Source organism: Marinibactrum halimedae (assembly GCF_021234875.1).
GTDB lineage: Bacteria > Pseudomonadota > Gammaproteobacteria > Pseudomonadales > Cellvibrionaceae > Marinibactrum > Marinibactrum halimedae.
Genome location: NZ_JAJQVM010000020.1, coordinates 74377 through 92301, shown reverse-complemented (window position 1 = coordinate 92301; position 17925 = coordinate 74377). Strand labels below are relative to the sequence as shown.

The following is a 17925-nucleotide window of genomic DNA, read 5'->3' as shown; positions in this document are numbered from 1 at the left end:
TTCACAACATGGCTAAAATGCCCTAATTACCAGATGTAAGGATTTGCCGGATGCAAAGGATAACTTTTGTTCTATGCGACAACATGCTCGCAACCAGTACAACATTACCCATAGAGATGCTAAGAGCCGCAGAGACGTTTGCTCGGGTGAACTCCCCCCAAAGAGAGTCTTTGCATATTCAAACGGCCGCAGTCTCCCTAGAGCCAGTCACGACCCGTGCGGGCATCAAACTCTACCCTGACAAGACCTTAGATGAAGTCATTGAAACCGACTTAATTTTCTTACCGGCCCTTTGGCGCAACCCCAGGCCCATCATCAAACGCAGCCACACTCTATGCAACTGGCTCAAGCGTGCCTACGAAGATGGATGTACGATTAGCAGTGTTGGAACAGGGGTTTGTTTTTTAGCCGAAGCGGGATTGTTACATGATAAACCCGCCACTACACACTGGCATTATTTTGACCAATTTCAAACAAGCTACCCAAATATACAATTAAAGCGTCAATATTTTATAACGCAAGCCGGTAATTTGTACTGTTCGGCCAGCGTCAATGCCCTTGCGGACTTAACCGTTCATTTCATTCAGAGAATCTATAACCGAACGGTTGCCAACCATGTGGAACGCCATTTCTCCCACGAAATTCGTCAATCCTATGAAAGTACCGGCTATTTCGAAGGAAAAACTAACTCTCACCCAGATGAAGACATCGTACAAGCACAAATCTGGATGCAAGATAATTACGGCAAGGAGATTCGACTCAGCGATGTGGCCGAACGATTTGAAATGAGTGTACGAACCTTTAATCGACGGTTTAAAAACGCCACTGGTAAATCCCCCCTCCAATATTTACAAGAAGTGAGGATGGAAACCGCACGAGATTTGTTGAAAACCAGCAATTTATCCATCAGTGAAATTGCCTATAAAGTAGGCTATTCCGACATGGGCCACTTTACGGGATTATTTAAAAAGCTCATGGCAACAACGCCAAGCGAATACCGCACAACCGTTCGTGCCAAATTATTCAGCGCCGAGCCTTTCTAAAATATTTATTCTAAAACGTTTCGCTTAAAGCACGAAAAAGCCACCTCAAATGGGTGGCTTTTCTAGACAGTGAAACGATAAATTCAAACTGAATTAGTCATACATTCATTCAGCGAACTACGTATTAAGCAGCACTTTCTGACGACTCTTCTCCGACAGAAACCTGTTCTAAATGTGCTTTTCGATCACCAGTGTTAATCGCAATACTGCGTGGTTTCATCGCCTCTGGAATTTCACGGACCAAATCAACGTTTAGAAGGCCGTTTTCCAAAGATGCTCCCACGACGCGGACATGATCTGCAAGCTGAAAGCGGCGCTCGAAATTTCGCGCGGCAATACCTTGATGTAAAAATTGCTTGCCTTCGCTCTGTTCACGCTTTCCAGTGACAGTCAATGTATTTTGAGCGGCTTCTATTTGCAGGTCGCCTTCAGCAAACCCGGCAACCGCCATCGTGATTCGATACTGGTCTTCACCCAGTAATTCAATATTATAAGGAGGGTAACTTGGTTGGCTTTTCTCAGTTGCCGCTAAGCTATCAAGTAAAGACGCCATACGGTCAAAGCCAATGGAAGTGCGGTACAATGGACTAAAATCAAAATTGCGCATAATCATATCCTCTTTTGAGCAATATAGTATTTAGAAATGTTCTATTTGGAACCATTTCCGATGATTCTGATATCCGTCTGCTGCCTTTTACAAAGCCCAACAAACTTCATCATGCAATGAGAGAAAAACCGCTGTTAGTGTTCGATAACCCCTAACTTCATTTTCTCTCCACACTCATAAAGGTATGGGTCAATCTTACAAATTCAACACTTGTTTCTAATATTTTTTGGTCTACTTTTTTGGGGGTCGCATTCACTGACATTTTGAGTGCTCTTTAAGCCATTACTTTGCTCCATCATTGTTTGTCTATTATTGTTTGTCTTCATTACTGCTTACTCTCTTCCTCCTGAGGCTGTTCATTTTGAGCAGAGGGCTTGCCAGCAAAGCTGAGTTGCGATGGGTTAGCAGACACCGTACTTTCGGAGGATGAATCAAGCGCTTGTCTCTGGGCTGAAATGCGCTCCCTTACCATATCCAAAGTACTTAATGCATCAGCCACCACCGCTTTTGCACGCAAGTGTTGCTGGGAGAGCACAGACGCTGCAGCCGTTACTTCGCCATAATGCTGCTCTAACTCAGTCACACGTTGTTGCAAGGGGGGTAGGGCTTTCGTATTGGCTTCCGTGGGTTCTCGCCTCACTTTTACTTTCGCCTGACGATAAGCGTCTTTTGCCTTCAATAACTCTGTTTGAAGGCCTGCACTTTCCAATTGCTTCTGTTCAAGCTCCGCCGCCAAACGCTCAACGCGAGCTTTCATGTCGGGCAAAGAGGCTTCCCTTGCCGTCAATATCGCTTCCAACTCCTGCCGCGCATCAATAGGCTTTTTGCTCGGATCAGCCTGCAATGTTGATGTGCTCAAAGTACATAAAAAAACACAAAAAAGGGGGTTTCGTATTAATGTCCCAAAACGAAAGCGTGCAAAGTACCGTGTGAATGCCATTTTATGTCTCCTAAATTGGGCAAAACCCATACTGCAATGACAAATTGATTCAATGGTAATGACGAGGACAACCAGATAGGATAAAGATTAGTCAAGCCAACCAGCTAGGCGCTAGAGTGACATGCCGCAGTGTCAATAAGCGATGAAAAATTAACCTTAAATTGAACTAAATCACACAAAAACCATGCAGCAATCACCCTATTGATGGCTTAGAAAGCAATAACCATTCGGGACGGCCAATATTGTGCGATTTGCGACAGTATCGACTGTTAACTTCACCAAAGAATTTAAGTTCATTGCATGAATTTGGCGGGCAAATTGCGTATATTTCTGTCAATGACTTGCATGGAGTATGACCCCATTATGCTCAACCGCTTTCCACTTTCCTTTCACAAACCCACTCTTCCAGCGGCGATTAAAAAGCCACGTTTCTCTCCACTGAAGAAACGCCCTAGTCCACTGAAGAAACGCCCTGGAAAAAACGCTCTACCCATAGTGCTTTTTGCCTGTTTACTTTCCTTCAGTCTCGGCACCCTAGGCCAAAGCCTGAAGGCACAATACGAGATAGATCGCCTGATTTTTTCAGCGGAAGACTCAATTCAAGATGGCAGCTTTGGTGATGCTTCCCGATACTTGTCGCAAGCACTCGGGATAGGCGAGCCACTACCGCCGCTCTACTACTACTTACAGGGCCAGATTTATCTTCATAATGGCCAGTCGACAAAAGCCATCTCCGCACTGGAAAGCTATATCAACCGAGCAGGAAGAAGCGCTAAAAACTATGAAAAAACATTACGACAAATTACTCAGTTGCAGCGTAAAAACGATAGCAGTGCCAGAAAAAAACAACGCCAAGGACAAAACATCGCCAATCTAAACTGGTCAGAAGAGAAACCCGCCGTTCAAGATTACAATCATTATCTACAGTCTCTCTATCAAACCGAATCAGAAACCTCCGCCCTGTTACAACACATCAACAATCTGCTTAAGTTTTACGGATACGGAGACCCAGACATCAAAGCCGCCACTCGAATTGAAGGGGCTGTGAGACACAACATTTCGGTGAAACCGCCAGCAACCTTAGTCACAACCACCAAGCACCTGAGTGTAGGAGCAGGAGCTCAGCAAGAGACCACCAGCGATCGATTCTCCGTTTATGGCATCAACCCTTATCTGACCTATCAATGCAGCACACCTCGAGCCAGTTGCGACATCAGCAATCCTGCAACTGGAGAGCACTGGCTGTACATATTGGATAATGAGTCAGCTGCCAGTGAACTGGCCAAAGCAATCTCCGCACTTATCCGCTTACTTCAAAAGTCCGGTTGATCCATACCAAATTCAGTGCGACGATCCACCTAAAAGTAATCTTCGTGGTGGATTACTGCGTAATGATCGCAACAATCACCATCTTATCCTAAAAAATCCCTTAAAATACGGCCCTAGATCTTGGATGAAATACATCAATACCCCTCATTATGACCACTCTTCCCAAGCCAAAGTGGGAGTCCTCATTACCAATCTTGGTACACCGGATGAAGCAACAAAACCTGCATTAAGACGCTACCTAAAAGAGTTTCTTGCAGACCCTCGCGTTGTTGAAGTACCAAGACTCATTTGGTGGATGGTGTTAAATCTCGTCATTCTCAATATTCGCCCCGCCCGTTCTGCCAAAGCGTATCAGACTGTTTGGACAGATGAGGGTTCACCACTCATGATTCATACACAGCATCAGGCTCAAGCACTCAGCGATCATCTAAAGGAACTCGGCCACAATGTGATCGTCAAATACGCCATGCGATACGGCAATCCGAGCATTACGAATACACTCGATGAAATGGCAGCCGAAGGCGTTCAGCGTTTGCTAGTATTACCGCTCTACCCCCAATATTGCGGCGCCACCTCTGCAAGCACCTTTGATGCCATTGCATCAGATTTCACCCAACGACGCTGGATACCCGAGCTACGCTTTGTAACCCATTATCATGACGATGCCGCCTACATCGACGCTTGCGCCGAGAAAATCAAAGCGCACTGGGAAGACCACGGAAAAGCCAACAAGCTATTGTTTTCTTACCACGGCATTCCTAAACGCTACCTCACTAATGGCGACCCATACCACTGTGAATGTTATAAAACCAGTCGCCTCATCGCTGAGCAACTCAACCTAGACGAAGACGAGTACATGACAACCTTTCAGTCTCGATTCGGGCGTGAGGAATGGCTCAAACCCTATACCGATGAAACCTTAAAGTCTTTTCCAAGCGCAGGGGTTCACAGCGTACAAGTGTTTTGCCCTGGCTTTTCAGCCGACTGCCTAGAAACCATCGAAGAAATTGGCGAAGAAAACCGAGAATACTTCATGGAAGCAGGGGGTAAGCGCTACGAATACATAACGGCACTCAATGCAGAAGTGGGCCATATTCATGCACTGAGCCAGCTTATCGAACGTAATTTATCCGGCTGGAATACGAAAACTACCGCAACGGAAAACGCACAACAGCTGACTCAACAACGGGCCAAGGCAATGGGAGCCGCACAATAATGATCCGCGATAACGAGAACAACGCACCCAAGGCACTACTGTTGATGGCCCACGGCAGTCGAGCAGAGGTGGCTAACAATGAATTTCTAGCTACAGTAGAAAAAGTGAAAATCGTGACACCCGGATATGACTATATTGGAGGCATCTTCCTAGAGCTTTCCGCCCCTTTACTTGTGGATGAAAGCGCAAAGCTCTATGAAAAAGGCTTTCGGTCCATCGACTTGTACCCAGTCTTTTTTAACCAAGGGAGGCACGTAAGCAGAGACATTCCCAATCAAATCGAAAAAGCCGTTAAAGCTTGCGATGGATTAACCATACAGCTATTGCCCTATTTTGGCTCCAACGACGAATTGCCAACATTGATCAGCCAGCATATCCAAAACTCAAGCCGACGTTAGTATCAATTTACACTTCCGACTTGAGCTTTTGGTAATTCGACACGATAGAAATCAAAACACGACAGACACCAAATAAACAGACTCTAAATGAAAGGTATGCATCAGAGCAGTTAAAGTACCGCCTCAATGGCCTCTTTTAGAGATTCATCATCGGGGGATGTTTTGCTGGAAAAGCGCTTTACAACGTTACCCTCACGATCCAACACATACTTGAAGAAATTCCATTTTGGTGAACCAACTTTGTCAGACATGGCTTGGAAAAGTGGGTTCGCTTTATTACCACGAACATGGCTTTCTGCCATCATAGGAAAGGTTACACCATAATTGACATAGCAAATCTCCGCCGTTTTCTCGGAGTCTTCATCTTCTTGAAAAAAATCATCACTGGGAAACCCAAGAACCACCAACCCTTTCTCTTTGTACTGCTGATACAACGCCTCCAAACCCTTAAATTGCGGAGTAAAACCACAATGGCTGGCGGTATTCACCACCAATAACGCCTTACCAGGAAAAGCTTCGCAAGGATTTAGCGTTTTGCTTGAACGAAGCGTTTTAAAGTCGTGATCCAGATAAGATGGACATGCGGCCTGAGCCTGACCTGTAAAACACGCCAAACCCAAGACCAAGCCAGAAAAACAGACACCTAAAGAGTATTTACGTTGCATATTGATCCCCAAAACCGTTTTTATTCATGCGTATTGTTAGAACTCGAAATAATCGAAGCCTTTACGCAAAACAGAGGCAACGAGTTTTCTTTACACTCGCTATGTATTCAAACATGAATATTCATTCAAAGGTGAATATTCAACCAAGAGCAAATAGTCAAAAACTAACGCATATCGGAGTATGGATTATCCACCTCAAGATCAATCGCGTGCTCAAATCCCGGCACTTTTATTTTTTCAGGGCTGATCTCAATCTGAGACTCATCGACCATATTTTCACCAAATCGATAAATCACATTCAAATCACCCCGGCTGGCTTTTACATCATAATCTTGTGCCTGCAATTGATACTGCTCACGACGTGACTGATACGACATAAACTGCGCCTTACCATAACGCTGTTCAAGCATACTTTCTGTAATACGAGGGGATAGCACAACCCCCGTTGCATTATTACCCCCAAATCCTTTACTGTTCAAAAAGGCAACATCCAAACCCTGTTCACGACAATCCAAATCTTGCAATGGAAAATGAAGATGCTGTTGATGAACATCTTCAGCAATATGATCAATCGTCTTAATGCCCGGCACAATACCATGCTCAAAAACCCCCAAGCTGGTAGAAAGTTGATCACCGCTAGCGGGGCCCAATGAATGCCCTAAATAGGACTTCACAGCGGCCACAGGCCAATTTTCGATACCAAAGGCTCCCGCAACACGGTCAAAAATTTCCGACTCAGACACACGATTCAGAGGTGTACTGGACCCATGAGCCTGTACAAAGCTTCGGTGTCGAACAATATCCTCACCCAAAATATTTCGGGCAGACGCCACCGCTTTGGCAAAGGTCAGAAAATTCCCCGCACCAGGAGCAGAAATCGATTTTTTAAACCCATCGGCATTCACAAAAACATCGGTCGCGGCCCCATAGATTTGGGCTCCTAACTCCATCGCCAATGCGTCGTCCATTAACACGATGTACTGTGACGACTCTGCAATGGTAAAACCACAATTACCGCTAAAAGGGCGGCTGGCTCGGCGATAATCCGGCTCGCTGACTCCATCAAGCTTGCACAGCGCCTCATCGGTTCCCAGTGCTCCCATGGTAGAGTAACCATCAATGATTTCGCTGGTGATGGGAGCTTCGCTGTTCCCCACCACTACCACTCTTCGACGACCACTGCGTATATCGTCAATACCCACTCGCAAATTGTAGAGGAAGCTAGCACACGCTCCGGCCACACTGCTTGTCATACCAACGTTACCCAGTACGTAAGCATTCACAAAGTCCGCAGGCATGGTATTCAAACCCAAAGCCAACTGCTTCGTACTCACCCGCCCGCCTTGCAACCGAGACTTCAACATGCCACCCAACCCAAGATCATCCAGCTGGCTCATCACCGAGCTGGCATACATGGCGATTGAGTCGGGTGATACCGAAGAAAGCACTTTTTCCCAACTTATTCCCATAGAACGAATCGCATCCGATGCCCCCAATACAGCAAGTTGAAGCCCCCGAGGATGAAAACGAGAGGGATAATGAGCAGATGGATCGAACCCTTCTGGCAACTGCCCTGCTGCCTTCACGGGAAGATCTCGATGCGTTTCTAATAACACTCGATCCAGTGATTGAGTACTCACCAACACTTTCTTATCATCACCGTCTACTGAAGACAAATGCCAATCTTCCGGCACTGGATTCGGGAGCTGGCGCTTTCGCAACGTAAAGGAGAGAGACTCACCGGCTGAGCCAGACAAACGAGCATGGTGTGCTGACAACACACGAGCTGGATCAAAGAAATCTCGCTCACCAATTCGACGCACCAAAGTACCTTGTTGTACTCTCGCGCCAAACAATTTAGATAACTCTGAACGAGAAACTGATCCGCCGTTTGCACACAGGTAATTGCCGTCATCCTGCACAGAAGCCAACGACATCATTACGGCCAAATTGGCGATCTCGGTGTCATACTCTATTGACGACAAGCTCTCAAGAATCATTCTTCGATAAGCATGATGAAATGAACTGCGGCCTGCCGCATTGTACCCACCAAAACCCACAATAAGAGGCAATGGAGTGCCAGTTTGGGAAGACATATCAAATACCTCTGTAACGCTATTGCATCGCTGACCATAGACTAAGCGGTCAGTGTAGGCCCGAGCCAAACTGTGCTAAATCGCTATTACAGACAAAAATAGTGCCTCATTAGCCAAGTTGGCAACAAAGGGCCGACAAATAAAAAAGTATGGCGCATCAGAAAACAAAAATCAGACTGACGAATTAAAATGGCGCTTGATAAGCGGGTACAAGAAAAGACCAAAGGTAGAATGATCAACATTCAAAATAGCGAAAAGAGAAGCAAGGTGCTCGGAAATTAAGAGAGCTAAAGGTTGAAAATATAGAATTGGTACGACCGAGTGGACTCGAACCACCGACCCCCACCATGTCAAGGTGGTGCTCTAACCAACTGAGCTACGGTCGTACAAAAAGAAGTGGTTGCATCTGTGCAACGGGCGCGAACTTTAACAAGTTCACCGAACCATATCAAGCACTAAAACTCGTTCAAAATGAATCGTTTAAGTGGCAAAATAAGGGCAACAAGCGAAGTAGTCGCTGCGCAATGATCTTTTATCGTTTTAACTAGGCATTAAGAATCGATACCCCTCACTGGAATAATCAACATTGACTCCCATCAACCTTCCGCAGCCTAAACGATTCGCCGTTACCGGAGCGACTGGCTTTATCGGCAACGAGCTTTGCGATTACCTTTATGAGCAAGGGGACGAAGTATTGCGGCTAAGTCGTCATGATGCGCCTGGATTAATAAAGGTAGACTACACAAGCCCCCAACTTTTCGAGTATCTTACAACCACTGACACCGTCATTCATCTCGCAGGAGTGGCACATAACCCCAATGCAAGCGGCGCGGATTATTACCATGGCAATGTCACACTCACCCAGAGATTGATCACCGCCTGTTTAAAGGCCAACGTAAAACGAATCGTTTACATCAGCAGCATTAAAGCCATGGGCGAGCAAACCAGAAAAAACCAGCCTTTCACTGAAACCAGCCCATGTCACCCAGAAGATGATTACGGAAAAACCAAACTGGCGGCAGAGCGGCTGATACAACAAACGGGAAAATTAATTGAATGGGTTATTGTTCGACCACCACTGGTGCTGGGTGACAAACCTTCGGGAAACTTAAAAAGCTTAGAGAAATTGATTCAAATGGGCGTTCCACTCCCGCTGGGCAATATTCGAAATCGCCGCTCCATGGTATCAATCAAAGCATTAATCCAGTTACTGGGATGGGCTGCCAAATCTCCTTGTGCAGCACAACAAGTCTTACTACCAACGGATCAACCCACCACCTCCACCACAGAGTTAATTCAATCACTATCCACACACTTAAATACCCATGACCGGCTGTTTAACCTGCCCCAATACCTCCAACTGTGGCTAGGTAATAGTAAAAAGCTCAATGGCATGTTTAGGAAACTTTTCGGAAACCTAGAGATTGACAACACTCGAACACAAACGTTGATCCAAACCTCATCACCCATCGATCACCAACCAACCTAAGTTCATGACTTTTTCTCTGTTTATCTGCATTTCCATTGCCCTTTTCTGCTCGACTCTCCTTTTAACCGGGTGGTATCGCCAAAAAGCGATTCAAACAGGGTTAATCGATAATCCCGATCACCGAAGCTCACACACCGTTCCCACCCCAACGGGCGGAGGCATTATTGCGGCTTTTTTCATTATCACGATATGGATATTAGGCTGGGAATTGAAGATACTGACATCATACGAAACCATCGCTCTCGTACTGCCAGGACTCTTACTCACCATCACAGGACTACTGGACGACAAATTCAATCTCCCAAGGCGGTGGCGACTTCTTGTACAAATTATTGCAGCCATTATCCCAGTCTACTTACTCGCCCCACTTCCACCACTACCACTTTGGGGCGAATGGGCTATCCCACTCACAGGGGTTGGATCAATATTGGTTGTATTAGGGCTAATCTGGCTCACCAACCTCTACAACTTTATGGATGGAATCGACGGAATTGCAGCAGGAGAAGCCATCAGCGTGTTGCTTGGTGCAGGGTTAATTCTCTTTTTAAAAGGCGAGACCAATACAGCATTACTTACCTGGCTTGCCATCTTTCCTGTTGCAGGCTTCTTATACTGGAATTGGCCCCCAGCGAAGCTGTTTATGGGGGATAGTTGCAGTACATTTTTAGGGTTAACGTTCGGTATTCTGGCCTTAATTACGGCCACTCAAGGCAAGATGAGTATTTGGACTTGGGTAATTCTTCTTGGAGCCTTTATTGTGGATGCTACTTGGACATTAGTGACTCGAATTGTGACCGGGCAAGATTGGCGCGCACCGCATCGTAGTCATGTTTATCAGAAATTATCGCCCAGTAAAGCACAGCATAAAAAAACTTCAATTCTATACGCTTCAACCACTACACTTTGGCTTCTACCTATTGGGTTTTATGTCGAAATGACAGAATCAACTCCTTTCTTTTACTTACTTACATTTATTCCATTGACAATAGTGGCCTATAAATTAAGAGCGGGGCAAAACGCGCAGTAAAGCCTGTATTACGGAAGTTACCCATTTTTTCTGTTGGCACGTTACAAGGCCAAGACGATTGCACACTTTTAGCCCTTCGAATTAAGCAAATTGTATAAATAAAGCCAAAGGGGAAAAGAATGAGATAAATACCATCCCCCAAATACTGTTGCTTAAAGACGTTACAGTCAGAGCTCTCTGACAATAGACACCCAAAGCAATCAAACCTTAACTCATATGAGTGCTTTTTGACTTAATTTTAAGTTCAAAAAGATATATTTGGGGTTTCAAGTAGTTTGCCTCCGACAAACCCAGGGCGATTCAATTGCTAGGGAGCCCTGCCATTTAAGGCTGCTTTTTCTTACCTTGTCTTGGCAGCTAGAAAGTAATATATTACGCCGCTCTCGTTTAGGCCCGTATTTTGTATTTCTACATTGATGTTAATGTCTGCCTGTCTACCGAGATTGACTCTAAGGTCTGACTGGTTTGATGTTGTTTGTTTTCGTTGTAGAAAGCTGTTATGGAAGATAAGTTAGAAAAACATAGAGTGATTGAAATGGTCTTAGTCCCACTATTCTCTGTGGCGGTTCGAGTTAACGATTATGGCCATCAAGTTGGGGTCCCTTTAGTATTCAGCCTGCTGCGCCGAAAACCGGTTACGGCCATGTAGAATCCAATGCATTCGTCTTGTCGAAGAACCTTCTCTAGACAAAGCTAGAAAGTAGATTACTTCCGGTAATTTTTATTGGAACTCAGCATAGAGAGCTTCGAATCTGTTCCCGATAACTCCATCGATTACGCCGCGATGGAAAAGACTCGCAATGCTACTGCGCTGGCTTTTGATATCGACTGCTGGCAGGCGCTGGGTCACTTGAAAGAGTCTGACAGTTGCAATAATCGTATTCAGGGTGACACAGTAATGATGATTGATGGTCATAACTGCACCATCAATAGCGAAAATCGGCTGGTGGGTGTTGTCGGTGTCGATAGCCTCGAAATAGTCGATACTTCCTATGCGCTATTGGTTGCTGATAAGCAGCGAACTTAGAGTGTGAAATAGATCGTTTCTTGTCTCAAGGTCCAAGGACATAAGGCTCACAAGCTACATAACACGGTTCATCATCATTGAGGTACTTAACACCATTTTGGAAGAAGGCCTTGGTTTCAAGACTAAACGCATCGAAGTGAAGCCGGGCGCCAGTTTGAGTTTGCAGATGCATCTCCGCAATAGCGAAAATTGGGTGATGGTTAGTGGTACCGCCAAGGTGGTCAATGATGAACAAGTCCTCGTTCTGAATACCAACGAATCCACCTTTATTCCGGCCGAACACAGACACCGTTTAGAAAATGTTGGCACTGAAACTCTTGTGATTATTGAAGTACAAACGGACTGTTACCTTGTTGAGGGCGACATTATTCGCTTTGAAGACATCTATGAGAGGGTTAAATGTTCAGGCTAAGTGGCTCCATGGCTGTTGATTAAGATTAAAATGCCAACTGTTGTTTGTTTTGAATTAATTTATACGCATGCCCCTCACTTTTCCTCCTTGTGGGTTGTTCTGGGTTATTGAGAGTGTTGGGCTATTCAGATATGTTAGGAGAATTAAGTGGAAAACAAGGTTGCCTTAATTACGGGTATTACAGGTCAAGATGGATCCTATCTGGCCGAGTTTTTGTTGGGAAAGGGGTATGAAGTCCACGGTATTAAACGGAGAGCATCGTCATTTAACACCGACCGTATTGATCACATCTACCAAGATCAGCATGAAGAAAACCCCAAGTTTTTCCTTCACTACGGTGACCTGACCGACACCTCAAACCTGACTCGCCTGCTGCAAGAGATTCAGCCAGACGAAGTCTATAATCTGGGGGCACAATCCCATGTAGCAGTTTCATTCGAGTCACCCGAATACACTGCTGATGTGGATGCTATTGGCGCACTCCGCCTCCTCGAGGCCATCCGCTTTCTGGGTTTAGAGAAGAAAACCCGCTTCTATCAGGCTTCTACTTCAGAGCTATACGGTTTGGTGCAAGAAGTTCCGCAAAAAGAATCTACCCCTTTCTATCCTCGTTCGCCATATGCCGTAGCGAAAATGTATGCCTACTGGATCACGGTTAACTACCGAGAGGCCTACGGCATTTATGCCTGTAATGGCATTTTATTTAATCATGAGTCTCCTCGTCGTGGTGAAACCTTTGTAACCCGCAAAATCACCCGTGCCCTGGCCAATATCAGCCAAGGCTTAGAAAACTGCCTGTACCTCGGTAATATGGACGCACTGCGTGACTGGGGCCACGCCAAAGACTATGTGCGCATGCAATGGATGATGCTCCAGCAAGAGCAGCCTGAAGATTTTGTGATTGCTACCGGCAAGCAAATATCGGTGCGTGAATTTGTACGCCTGTCTGCCGCTGAACTGGGTATTGAGCTGGAGTTTTCCGGAGAGGGTGTCAATGAAATTGCCACCATTAAAGCGATCAACGGTGATAATGTGCTAGCCGTAAAAGTTGGAGATGTAATTGCGAAGGTCGATCCACGTTACTTCCGCCCTGCTGAAGTAGAGACCCTTCTGGGAGACCCATCCAAAGCCAAGCAAAAGTTGGGTTGGGAGCCTGAGATTACCGTTGAAGAAATGTGTGCTGAAATGGTCAAAAGTGATCTTCAGTCAGCCAAAGCCCTAGCCCTGTTAAAAGCCCATGGCCATGACGTTGCTGTGGCAGTAGAGAATTAATCGATGGATAAAACAGCAAATATCTATGTGGCCGGCCATAGAGGTATGGTCGGCTCCGCTATCGTCAGAAAACTGCAGACAGATGGTTATCACAAGATCATTACCCGCAGTCATGATGAGCTGGACCTATGCAGACAGGCCGATGTCAGGGCCTTTTTTTCTGCCGAATCGGTAGACTATGTCGTCCTTGCAGCAGCAAAAGTCGGAGGTATCCATGCCAACAACAGTTACCCCGCAGAGTTTATCTACCAGAACCTGATGATGGAGAGCAACGTGATACACGAAGCTTATACATCAGGTGTAAAAAACCTTTTGTTCTTGGGCAGCTCCTGCATCTATCCCAAACTGGCTGATCAGCCCATGATCGAAGCAGCCCTGCTTACCGGTGTACTGGAGCCTACAAACGAACCCTATGCTATTGCCAAGATCGCCGGCATAAAGCTTTGCGAATCCTATAACCGTCAATATGGCACCAATTACCGCAGTGTGATGCCCACAAACCTGTATGGCCCCAACGATAACTTCCACCCGGAAAATTCACATGTCATCCCCGCTATGATGCGCCGCTTCCACGAAGCTAAATTAGCTGGTGATAGTGAAGTGGTAGTGTGGGGCAGCGGTAAACCCATGCGTGAATTCCTGCATGTGGATGATATGGCAGCTGCATCCATTCATGTCATGGAGTTGGATGACGAAAGTTATCAGGCTAATACTGAGCCCATGTTAAGTCATATTAATGTTGGCACTGGCGTGGATTGCACCATACGAGAACTGGCCGAAACCATGAAAAAAGTAGTGGGTTTTGAAGGCGAGCTGGTATTTGATACCACTAGGCCAGATGGTACTCCTCGAAAGCTCATGGATGTCTCGCGCCTGAAAAGCCTTGGCTGGCAAGCAAGTATTAGTCTTGAGGGGGGGCTGGAAGACACCTATCAATGGTTTTTGAACAACCAAAGTGTTGAAGGGTTGCGTTTATGATTCAGTGTTTTAAAGCCTTTGTCGGTAAATTGCTGTGGTGTCAGTCACTAATGTCGTACCATTGTAAGAACAATAAATGAATTTATAAAATAGGTTTTTTAAATTGAATATATTAGATGATTTCATCATGTACTTTCTTTTGTTGGGTTTTGCTGGGAGTTTTTATTTTATATGGTCATTAAAGGCTCAGCTGAATAATAGCATACAACAATTGCAGCGTGAGATTGAGTCCACAGGAGAAGTTTCGAATAAAAAAAGTAAAGAGTTTGAATGTGAGATTGGGGTTATAAGGAAAATTTCAGATGAAAAAAGTAAAGAGTTTGAGTGTGAGGTTGAGGCTTTAAGAGAGATTTTGAATGAAAAAGGTAAAGAGTTTGAATGTGAGATTGAGTCCATAAGAAAAAATTCAGATGAAACGAGTAAAGAGTTTGAATGTGAAATTGAGTCCATAAGAAAAATTTCAGATGAAAAGAGTAAAGAGCTTGAATGTGAGATTGAGTCCATAAGAAAAATTTCAGATGAAAATAGTAAAGAGTTTGAATGTGAAATTGAGTCCATAAGGAAATGTTTGAATGAAAAAAGTAAAGAGTTTGAGTGTGAATTGGCTGTCGGTAGAGTGGCAGATGTTGAGCAACTTTCAATGATGCTGGCAATAACAACGGCGGCTAAATATGATTTAAATCAAGGCTTTCAAATGCTCAATAGAACACTTCATGGTCATTCAGCACTTATTCTTGTCTTGCTGTGTGACATATTAAAAGGAGTTAAAAGAGAGAAAGGTAATGGTTTTCATGTAATAGAGATAGGTTCCACGAGAGAAAAATTTTGGACCCAAGGATCTTCAGGGAGAATATCAGCAGTATGTCGTGCATTTGGCATGACTTTCAAGAGTGTGGATATTGACCCTAAAAATACAGAGAATGTTATTGATATAAAGAAGTTTTACGGGAATTCACTTGAAGCTGAAACGATGGCAGGTGAAAGTTTTTTAGAAGAATACAAAGGGTCTCTTCCGCCATACATATATATTGACGCTTATGATTACGATCACGGAAAGCATTCCAAGGAACGCCAAGAGCGTTATGAAGTATTACAGGGCGGTAAAATTTCCGATGAAGCCTGTTGGAAAATGCATTATGACTGCGCAGTGCAGTTTGTAGAAAAGTGCCCTAATGAGGGCGTTGTTGTGTTCGATGATGTTTTTTATGAAAACAATGAATGGTTAGGCAAGGGCAAAACTGCTGTTCCGTATATGTTAGATAATGGGTTTGAGTTAGAGGCTAGAACAGGGAATACTCTCGTTTTACGAAAAGTGGCACAAGTGACTGCTTGAGTATCTAATTATGAGATTGGCGTTCTATAAACAGCAGGCACTGAACTACTGTCATAAGCAAAAAGAGCAAGGCGGCATATGGTGGTTTTGGTTTTTTGTAATCCCAATATCTTCGCTACTTGCCTATATGCTTTTAGGGTATTTAAAAATCCTACCAGAGCAGGAGGGCATACCAAGACATCTGTATATTATTACCGGCGTAACGTTGTGGTTGTTATTCTCGGACTCAGTGTTGATGCCATATAAAAGTATCAATCAGTATAAAAGTTATTTTACAAGGAGGGAGATACCGCTAGGTGGTTTGCTGACAGCATGGATCCCTGAAAGGCTTATAACGCTAGGTATACAGTTGTTATTTTGTCTTTTTATTGTCCTTGGGGCTTGGCCTATAGAACTTTACTCCTTGCTGATTTTTTCACTTATCACAATAGCAGGCTTCCTGTTTTTTAATGCAGTTGGCTCGCTGTTGGCAGTGTTTGGCTTATTGTTTCCAAGCTTGTCAAAATTAATTGAAACACTGAATCGATTTATGATTTTTATGAGCGCAGCAATCTTCCCTTTGCCAGATGCTGAGGAAGTAGAGCTTTTAAAAATTATTAACCCTTATTATGTATTTCTTGATAATGGCAGGTCAGCCTTGTTTGGCTTTGATGTAAACATGTTGCATGTGGCTGCCTGGTTTGGTCTGGCACTTTTTTTTATGATGTTTCTATATCTCCGTTTACCTAAAATAGAGTCAAGTGTAAGAGAGTTTTTACAATGACAAGGGTTGCACTCAAAGGCGTTACAAAACGGTATCCGGTTAATACTGTTTCTAAAAGAGCAAAGTTAAAAAAGGCTGTGCTAAACGAGTGGTTTGGCATTAAGCGAAAAGAACAAAATGTAAAAAGTCGTGAGGCAATTGCTGGAGTTACATTTAGCTTGTCAAAAGGAGAGTCACTTGCGCTTATAGGAAGGAATGGAGCAGGTAAGTCAACTTTGTTAAAAGTTATCTCGGGTACTCTTTCTCAAGATGAAGGCAAGGTTGATGTCGTAGGTCGCGTTGGCGGTTTGATTGAGCTTGGTGCGGGATTGGATAAAACGAAAACTGGGCGCGCCAATGTAGTTGAACGTGCTGCGGTATTAGGTATTCCTAATGAGAAAGTAGTATTGTTTCAAGAAGAAATAGAACAATTTTCAGAATTGGGTGAGCAGTTTGATGAGCCGGTTTCAACCTATTCAAGTGGAATGAAGGCCCGATTGGGCTTTGCAATATCAGTGACGTTACCATTCGATATTATGATTTGCGATGAGGCATTGAGCGTTGGTGATGCAAAATTTTCTGCCAAGTGCCTTGCTAAGGTGAGTGAGCTAAAGAAAGAGAGGATTTTTTTATTTGTATCTCATTCAATGACTATGGTGCAGCGTTTTTGTGAAAAGGGCATCGTTTTGGATAAAGGCCATGTAGCTTTTATGGGTGTGGCAAGGGATGCTGTCGCCTACTATGAGAATAACATTCTTTATTTAAAGAATAGTGTGCATAGTGAAGAGAAAAAGGGCTCTAGTTCAGAGCAAGATAAGGAAGGAAACCCCAGTTTAGTGCGGAGCAAAGAAAAAAGCTCTAGCTCAGTGCGGCATAAGGGAGACGATAAAGTTGTAAAATCTTTTTTGGATCCCTTAATAGTAAACAATGAAAAAGTTGTAAATTGGGATGTTGGCTTAAAAAAAAGCGGTGGTGGATTGGTTTTTGACTGGGATATAGTCTTTGCAGATGCTTTTTATGATCATAGTCAGTTAAGAATGGGATTTCCTATATTTTCTGATGATGGACAGATGATGTTTAGTTGTACAAAAGAGAGGTTTAAGCCACAAGAAGTATTGGGCAGTGATTTTTCAGGTAAGTTAATAATACCTAGCCATGGATTGCACCCTGGGAATTATTATTGTGTGGTTGCCCTGTATGATGGTATTGAGCCAATATTAAGGCAATTGATTTGCGAATTTAAAGTGGGTTCAGATGGAGTGCCAAAGTTTGGTTTGTATAATGTCGATTCAAAATGGATCTTGAATTGAGTGTGAAAAGTTTATAAGCATCTTTTGAAAATGATAGCTTT

At 44.2% G+C, this 17925-nt stretch carries 17 protein-coding genes and 1 tRNA gene; 13 read left to right on the top strand and 5 right to left on the bottom strand.

Annotation, left to right across the window (positions count from 1 at the left end; translation table 11 throughout):
• The first annotated feature begins 50 nt into the window (after nucleotides 1–50).
• Nucleotides 51–1043 carry a GlxA family transcriptional regulator gene (locus LU351_RS12675; protein ID WP_232594448.1) on the top strand — a complete coding sequence of 331 codons (993 nt, stop codon included), beginning with the start codon at nucleotides 51–53 and terminating at the stop codon, nucleotides 1041–1043.
• Between the two features lie 124 nt (nucleotides 1044–1167).
• Here the strand turns inward: LU351_RS12675 and LU351_RS12670 are convergent, their stop codons facing one another.
• Both LU351_RS12670 and LU351_RS12665 read right to left on the bottom strand, forming a co-directional pair.
• Nucleotides 1168–1650: an Hsp20 family protein gene (locus LU351_RS12670; RefSeq protein ID WP_232594447.1), complete on the bottom strand. Its 483-nt coding sequence runs from the start codon at nucleotides 1648–1650 to the stop codon at nucleotides 1168–1170.
• Between the two features lie 325 nt (nucleotides 1651–1975).
• Nucleotides 1976–2590 (bottom strand): hypothetical protein, encoded by a 615-nt coding sequence (locus LU351_RS12665; protein WP_232594446.1) that lies wholly within the window; start codon nucleotides 2588–2590, stop codon nucleotides 1976–1978.
• Between the two features lie 318 nt (nucleotides 2591–2908).
• Here LU351_RS12665 and LU351_RS12660 point away from each other — a divergent pair, with 318 nt between their 5' ends.
• From LU351_RS12660 to LU351_RS12650, 3 genes are all read left to right on the top strand, one after another.
• Complete coding sequence (locus LU351_RS12660; protein ID WP_232594445.1) at nucleotides 2909–3919, top strand: tetratricopeptide repeat protein; 1011 nt, start codon at nucleotides 2909–2911, stop codon at nucleotides 3917–3919.
• Between the two features lie 124 nt (nucleotides 3920–4043).
• A complete protein-coding gene (hemH, locus tag LU351_RS12655) occupies nucleotides 4044–5135 on the top strand; it encodes a ferrochelatase (protein WP_232594459.1) in 1092 nt (363 codons plus the stop codon).
• Complete coding sequence (locus LU351_RS12650; RefSeq protein WP_232594444.1) at nucleotides 5135–5533, top strand: sirohydrochlorin chelatase; 399 nt, start codon at nucleotides 5135–5137, stop codon at nucleotides 5531–5533. Before hemH ends, LU351_RS12650 begins: the two co-directional genes overlap by 1 nt.
• Before the next feature lie 110 nt (nucleotides 5534–5643).
• Here LU351_RS12650 and LU351_RS12645 read toward each other — a convergent pair whose 3' ends face one another.
• The 3 genes from LU351_RS12645 to LU351_RS12635 form a co-directional block, all read right to left on the bottom strand.
• Complete coding sequence (locus tag LU351_RS12645; protein WP_232594443.1) at nucleotides 5644–6198, bottom strand: glutathione peroxidase; 555 nt, start codon at nucleotides 6196–6198, stop codon at nucleotides 5644–5646.
• A 164-nt stretch (nucleotides 6199–6362) separates the two neighbouring features.
• Nucleotides 6363–8294: a beta-ketoacyl synthase gene (locus LU351_RS12640; RefSeq protein ID WP_232594442.1), complete on the bottom strand. Its 1932-nt coding sequence runs from the start codon at nucleotides 8292–8294 to the stop codon at nucleotides 6363–6365.
• A 309-nt stretch (nucleotides 8295–8603) separates the two neighbouring features.
• Nucleotides 8604–8680 (bottom strand) — tRNA-Val (locus tag LU351_RS12635).
• 200 nt (nucleotides 8681–8880) lie between these two features.
• Here LU351_RS12635 and LU351_RS12630 point away from each other — a divergent pair.
• The 9 genes from LU351_RS12630 to LU351_RS12590 all read left to right on the top strand — a co-directional run bounded on the left by LU351_RS12630 (nucleotide 8881) and on the right by LU351_RS12590 (nucleotide 17884).
• The gene (locus LU351_RS12630) at nucleotides 8881–9783 is read left to right on the top strand and encodes an NAD-dependent epimerase/dehydratase family protein (protein ID WP_232594441.1); all 903 of its coding nucleotides are present in this window, start codon (nucleotides 8881–8883) and stop codon (nucleotides 9781–9783) included.
• 4 nt (nucleotides 9784–9787) lie between these two features.
• Nucleotides 9788–10810, top strand: a complete 1023-nt coding sequence (locus tag LU351_RS12625) for an MraY family glycosyltransferase (RefSeq protein ID WP_232594440.1) — start codon at nucleotides 9788–9790, stop codon at nucleotides 10808–10810.
• Between the two features lie 724 nt (nucleotides 10811–11534).
• A complete protein-coding gene (locus LU351_RS12620; RefSeq protein ID WP_232594439.1) occupies nucleotides 11535–11837 on the top strand; it encodes a hypothetical protein in 303 nt (100 codons plus the stop codon).
• Between the two features lie 97 nt (nucleotides 11838–11934).
• Nucleotides 11935–12249, top strand: a complete 315-nt coding sequence (locus LU351_RS12615) for a phosphomannose isomerase type II C-terminal cupin domain (protein ID WP_232594438.1) — start codon at nucleotides 11935–11937, stop codon at nucleotides 12247–12249.
• Between the two features lie 147 nt (nucleotides 12250–12396).
• The gene (gmd, locus tag LU351_RS12610) at nucleotides 12397–13521 is read left to right on the top strand and encodes a GDP-mannose 4,6-dehydratase (RefSeq protein WP_232594437.1); all 1125 of its coding nucleotides are present in this window, start codon (nucleotides 12397–12399) and stop codon (nucleotides 13519–13521) included.
• 3 nt (nucleotides 13522–13524) lie between these two features.
• Nucleotides 13525–14499 carry a GDP-L-fucose synthase gene (gene fcl, locus LU351_RS12605; RefSeq protein WP_232594436.1) on the top strand — a complete coding sequence of 325 codons (975 nt, stop codon included), beginning with the start codon at nucleotides 13525–13527 and terminating at the stop codon, nucleotides 14497–14499.
• 103 nt (nucleotides 14500–14602) lie between these two features.
• A complete protein-coding gene (locus LU351_RS12600; RefSeq protein ID WP_232594435.1) occupies nucleotides 14603–15832 on the top strand; it encodes a hypothetical protein in 1230 nt (409 codons plus the stop codon).
• Nucleotides 15833–15842: 10 nt separating this feature from the next.
• Nucleotides 15843–16595 (top strand): hypothetical protein, encoded by a 753-nt coding sequence (locus tag LU351_RS12595; RefSeq protein WP_232594434.1) that lies wholly within the window; start codon nucleotides 15843–15845, stop codon nucleotides 16593–16595.
• Nucleotides 16592–17884, top strand: coding sequence for an ABC transporter ATP-binding protein (locus LU351_RS12590; protein ID WP_232594432.1), 1293 nt, complete (start codon nucleotides 16592–16594; stop codon nucleotides 17882–17884). The genes LU351_RS12595 and LU351_RS12590 overlap by 4 nt, the downstream gene beginning before the upstream one ends.
• Nucleotides 17885–17925: the final 41 nt, after the last annotated feature.

Excerpts from the sequence above, each read along its gene's own strand:
- hemH (WP_232594459.1), top strand. The coding sequence starts at position 4,044 with ATGAAATACATCAATACCCCTCATTATGACCACTCTTCCCAAGCCAAA.
- LU351_RS12645 (WP_232594443.1), bottom strand. The coding sequence starts at position 6,198 with ATGCAACGTAAATACTCTTTAGGTGTCTGTTTTTCTGGCTTGGTCTTG.
- LU351_RS12640 (WP_232594442.1), bottom strand. The coding sequence starts at position 8,294 with ATGTCTTCCCAAACTGGCACTCCATTGCCTCTTATTGTGGGTTTTGGT.
- LU351_RS12590 (WP_232594432.1), top strand. The coding sequence starts at position 16,592 with ATGACAAGGGTTGCACTCAAAGGCGTTACAAAACGGTATCCGGTTAAT.
- LU351_RS12665 (WP_232594446.1), bottom strand. The coding sequence starts at position 2,590 with ATGGCATTCACACGGTACTTTGCACGCTTTCGTTTTGGGACATTAATA.
- LU351_RS12670 (WP_232594447.1), bottom strand. The coding sequence starts at position 1,650 with ATGCGCAATTTTGATTTTAGTCCATTGTACCGCACTTCCATTGGCTTT.
- fcl (WP_232594436.1), top strand. The coding sequence starts at position 13,525 with ATGGATAAAACAGCAAATATCTATGTGGCCGGCCATAGAGGTATGGTC.
- LU351_RS12650 (WP_232594444.1), top strand. The coding sequence starts at position 5,135 with ATGATCCGCGATAACGAGAACAACGCACCCAAGGCACTACTGTTGATG.
- LU351_RS12675 (WP_232594448.1), top strand. The coding sequence starts at position 51 with ATGCAAAGGATAACTTTTGTTCTATGCGACAACATGCTCGCAACCAGT.
- LU351_RS12595 (WP_232594434.1), top strand. The coding sequence starts at position 15,843 with ATGAGATTGGCGTTCTATAAACAGCAGGCACTGAACTACTGTCATAAG.
- LU351_RS12625 (WP_232594440.1), top strand. The coding sequence starts at position 9,788 with ATGACTTTTTCTCTGTTTATCTGCATTTCCATTGCCCTTTTCTGCTCG.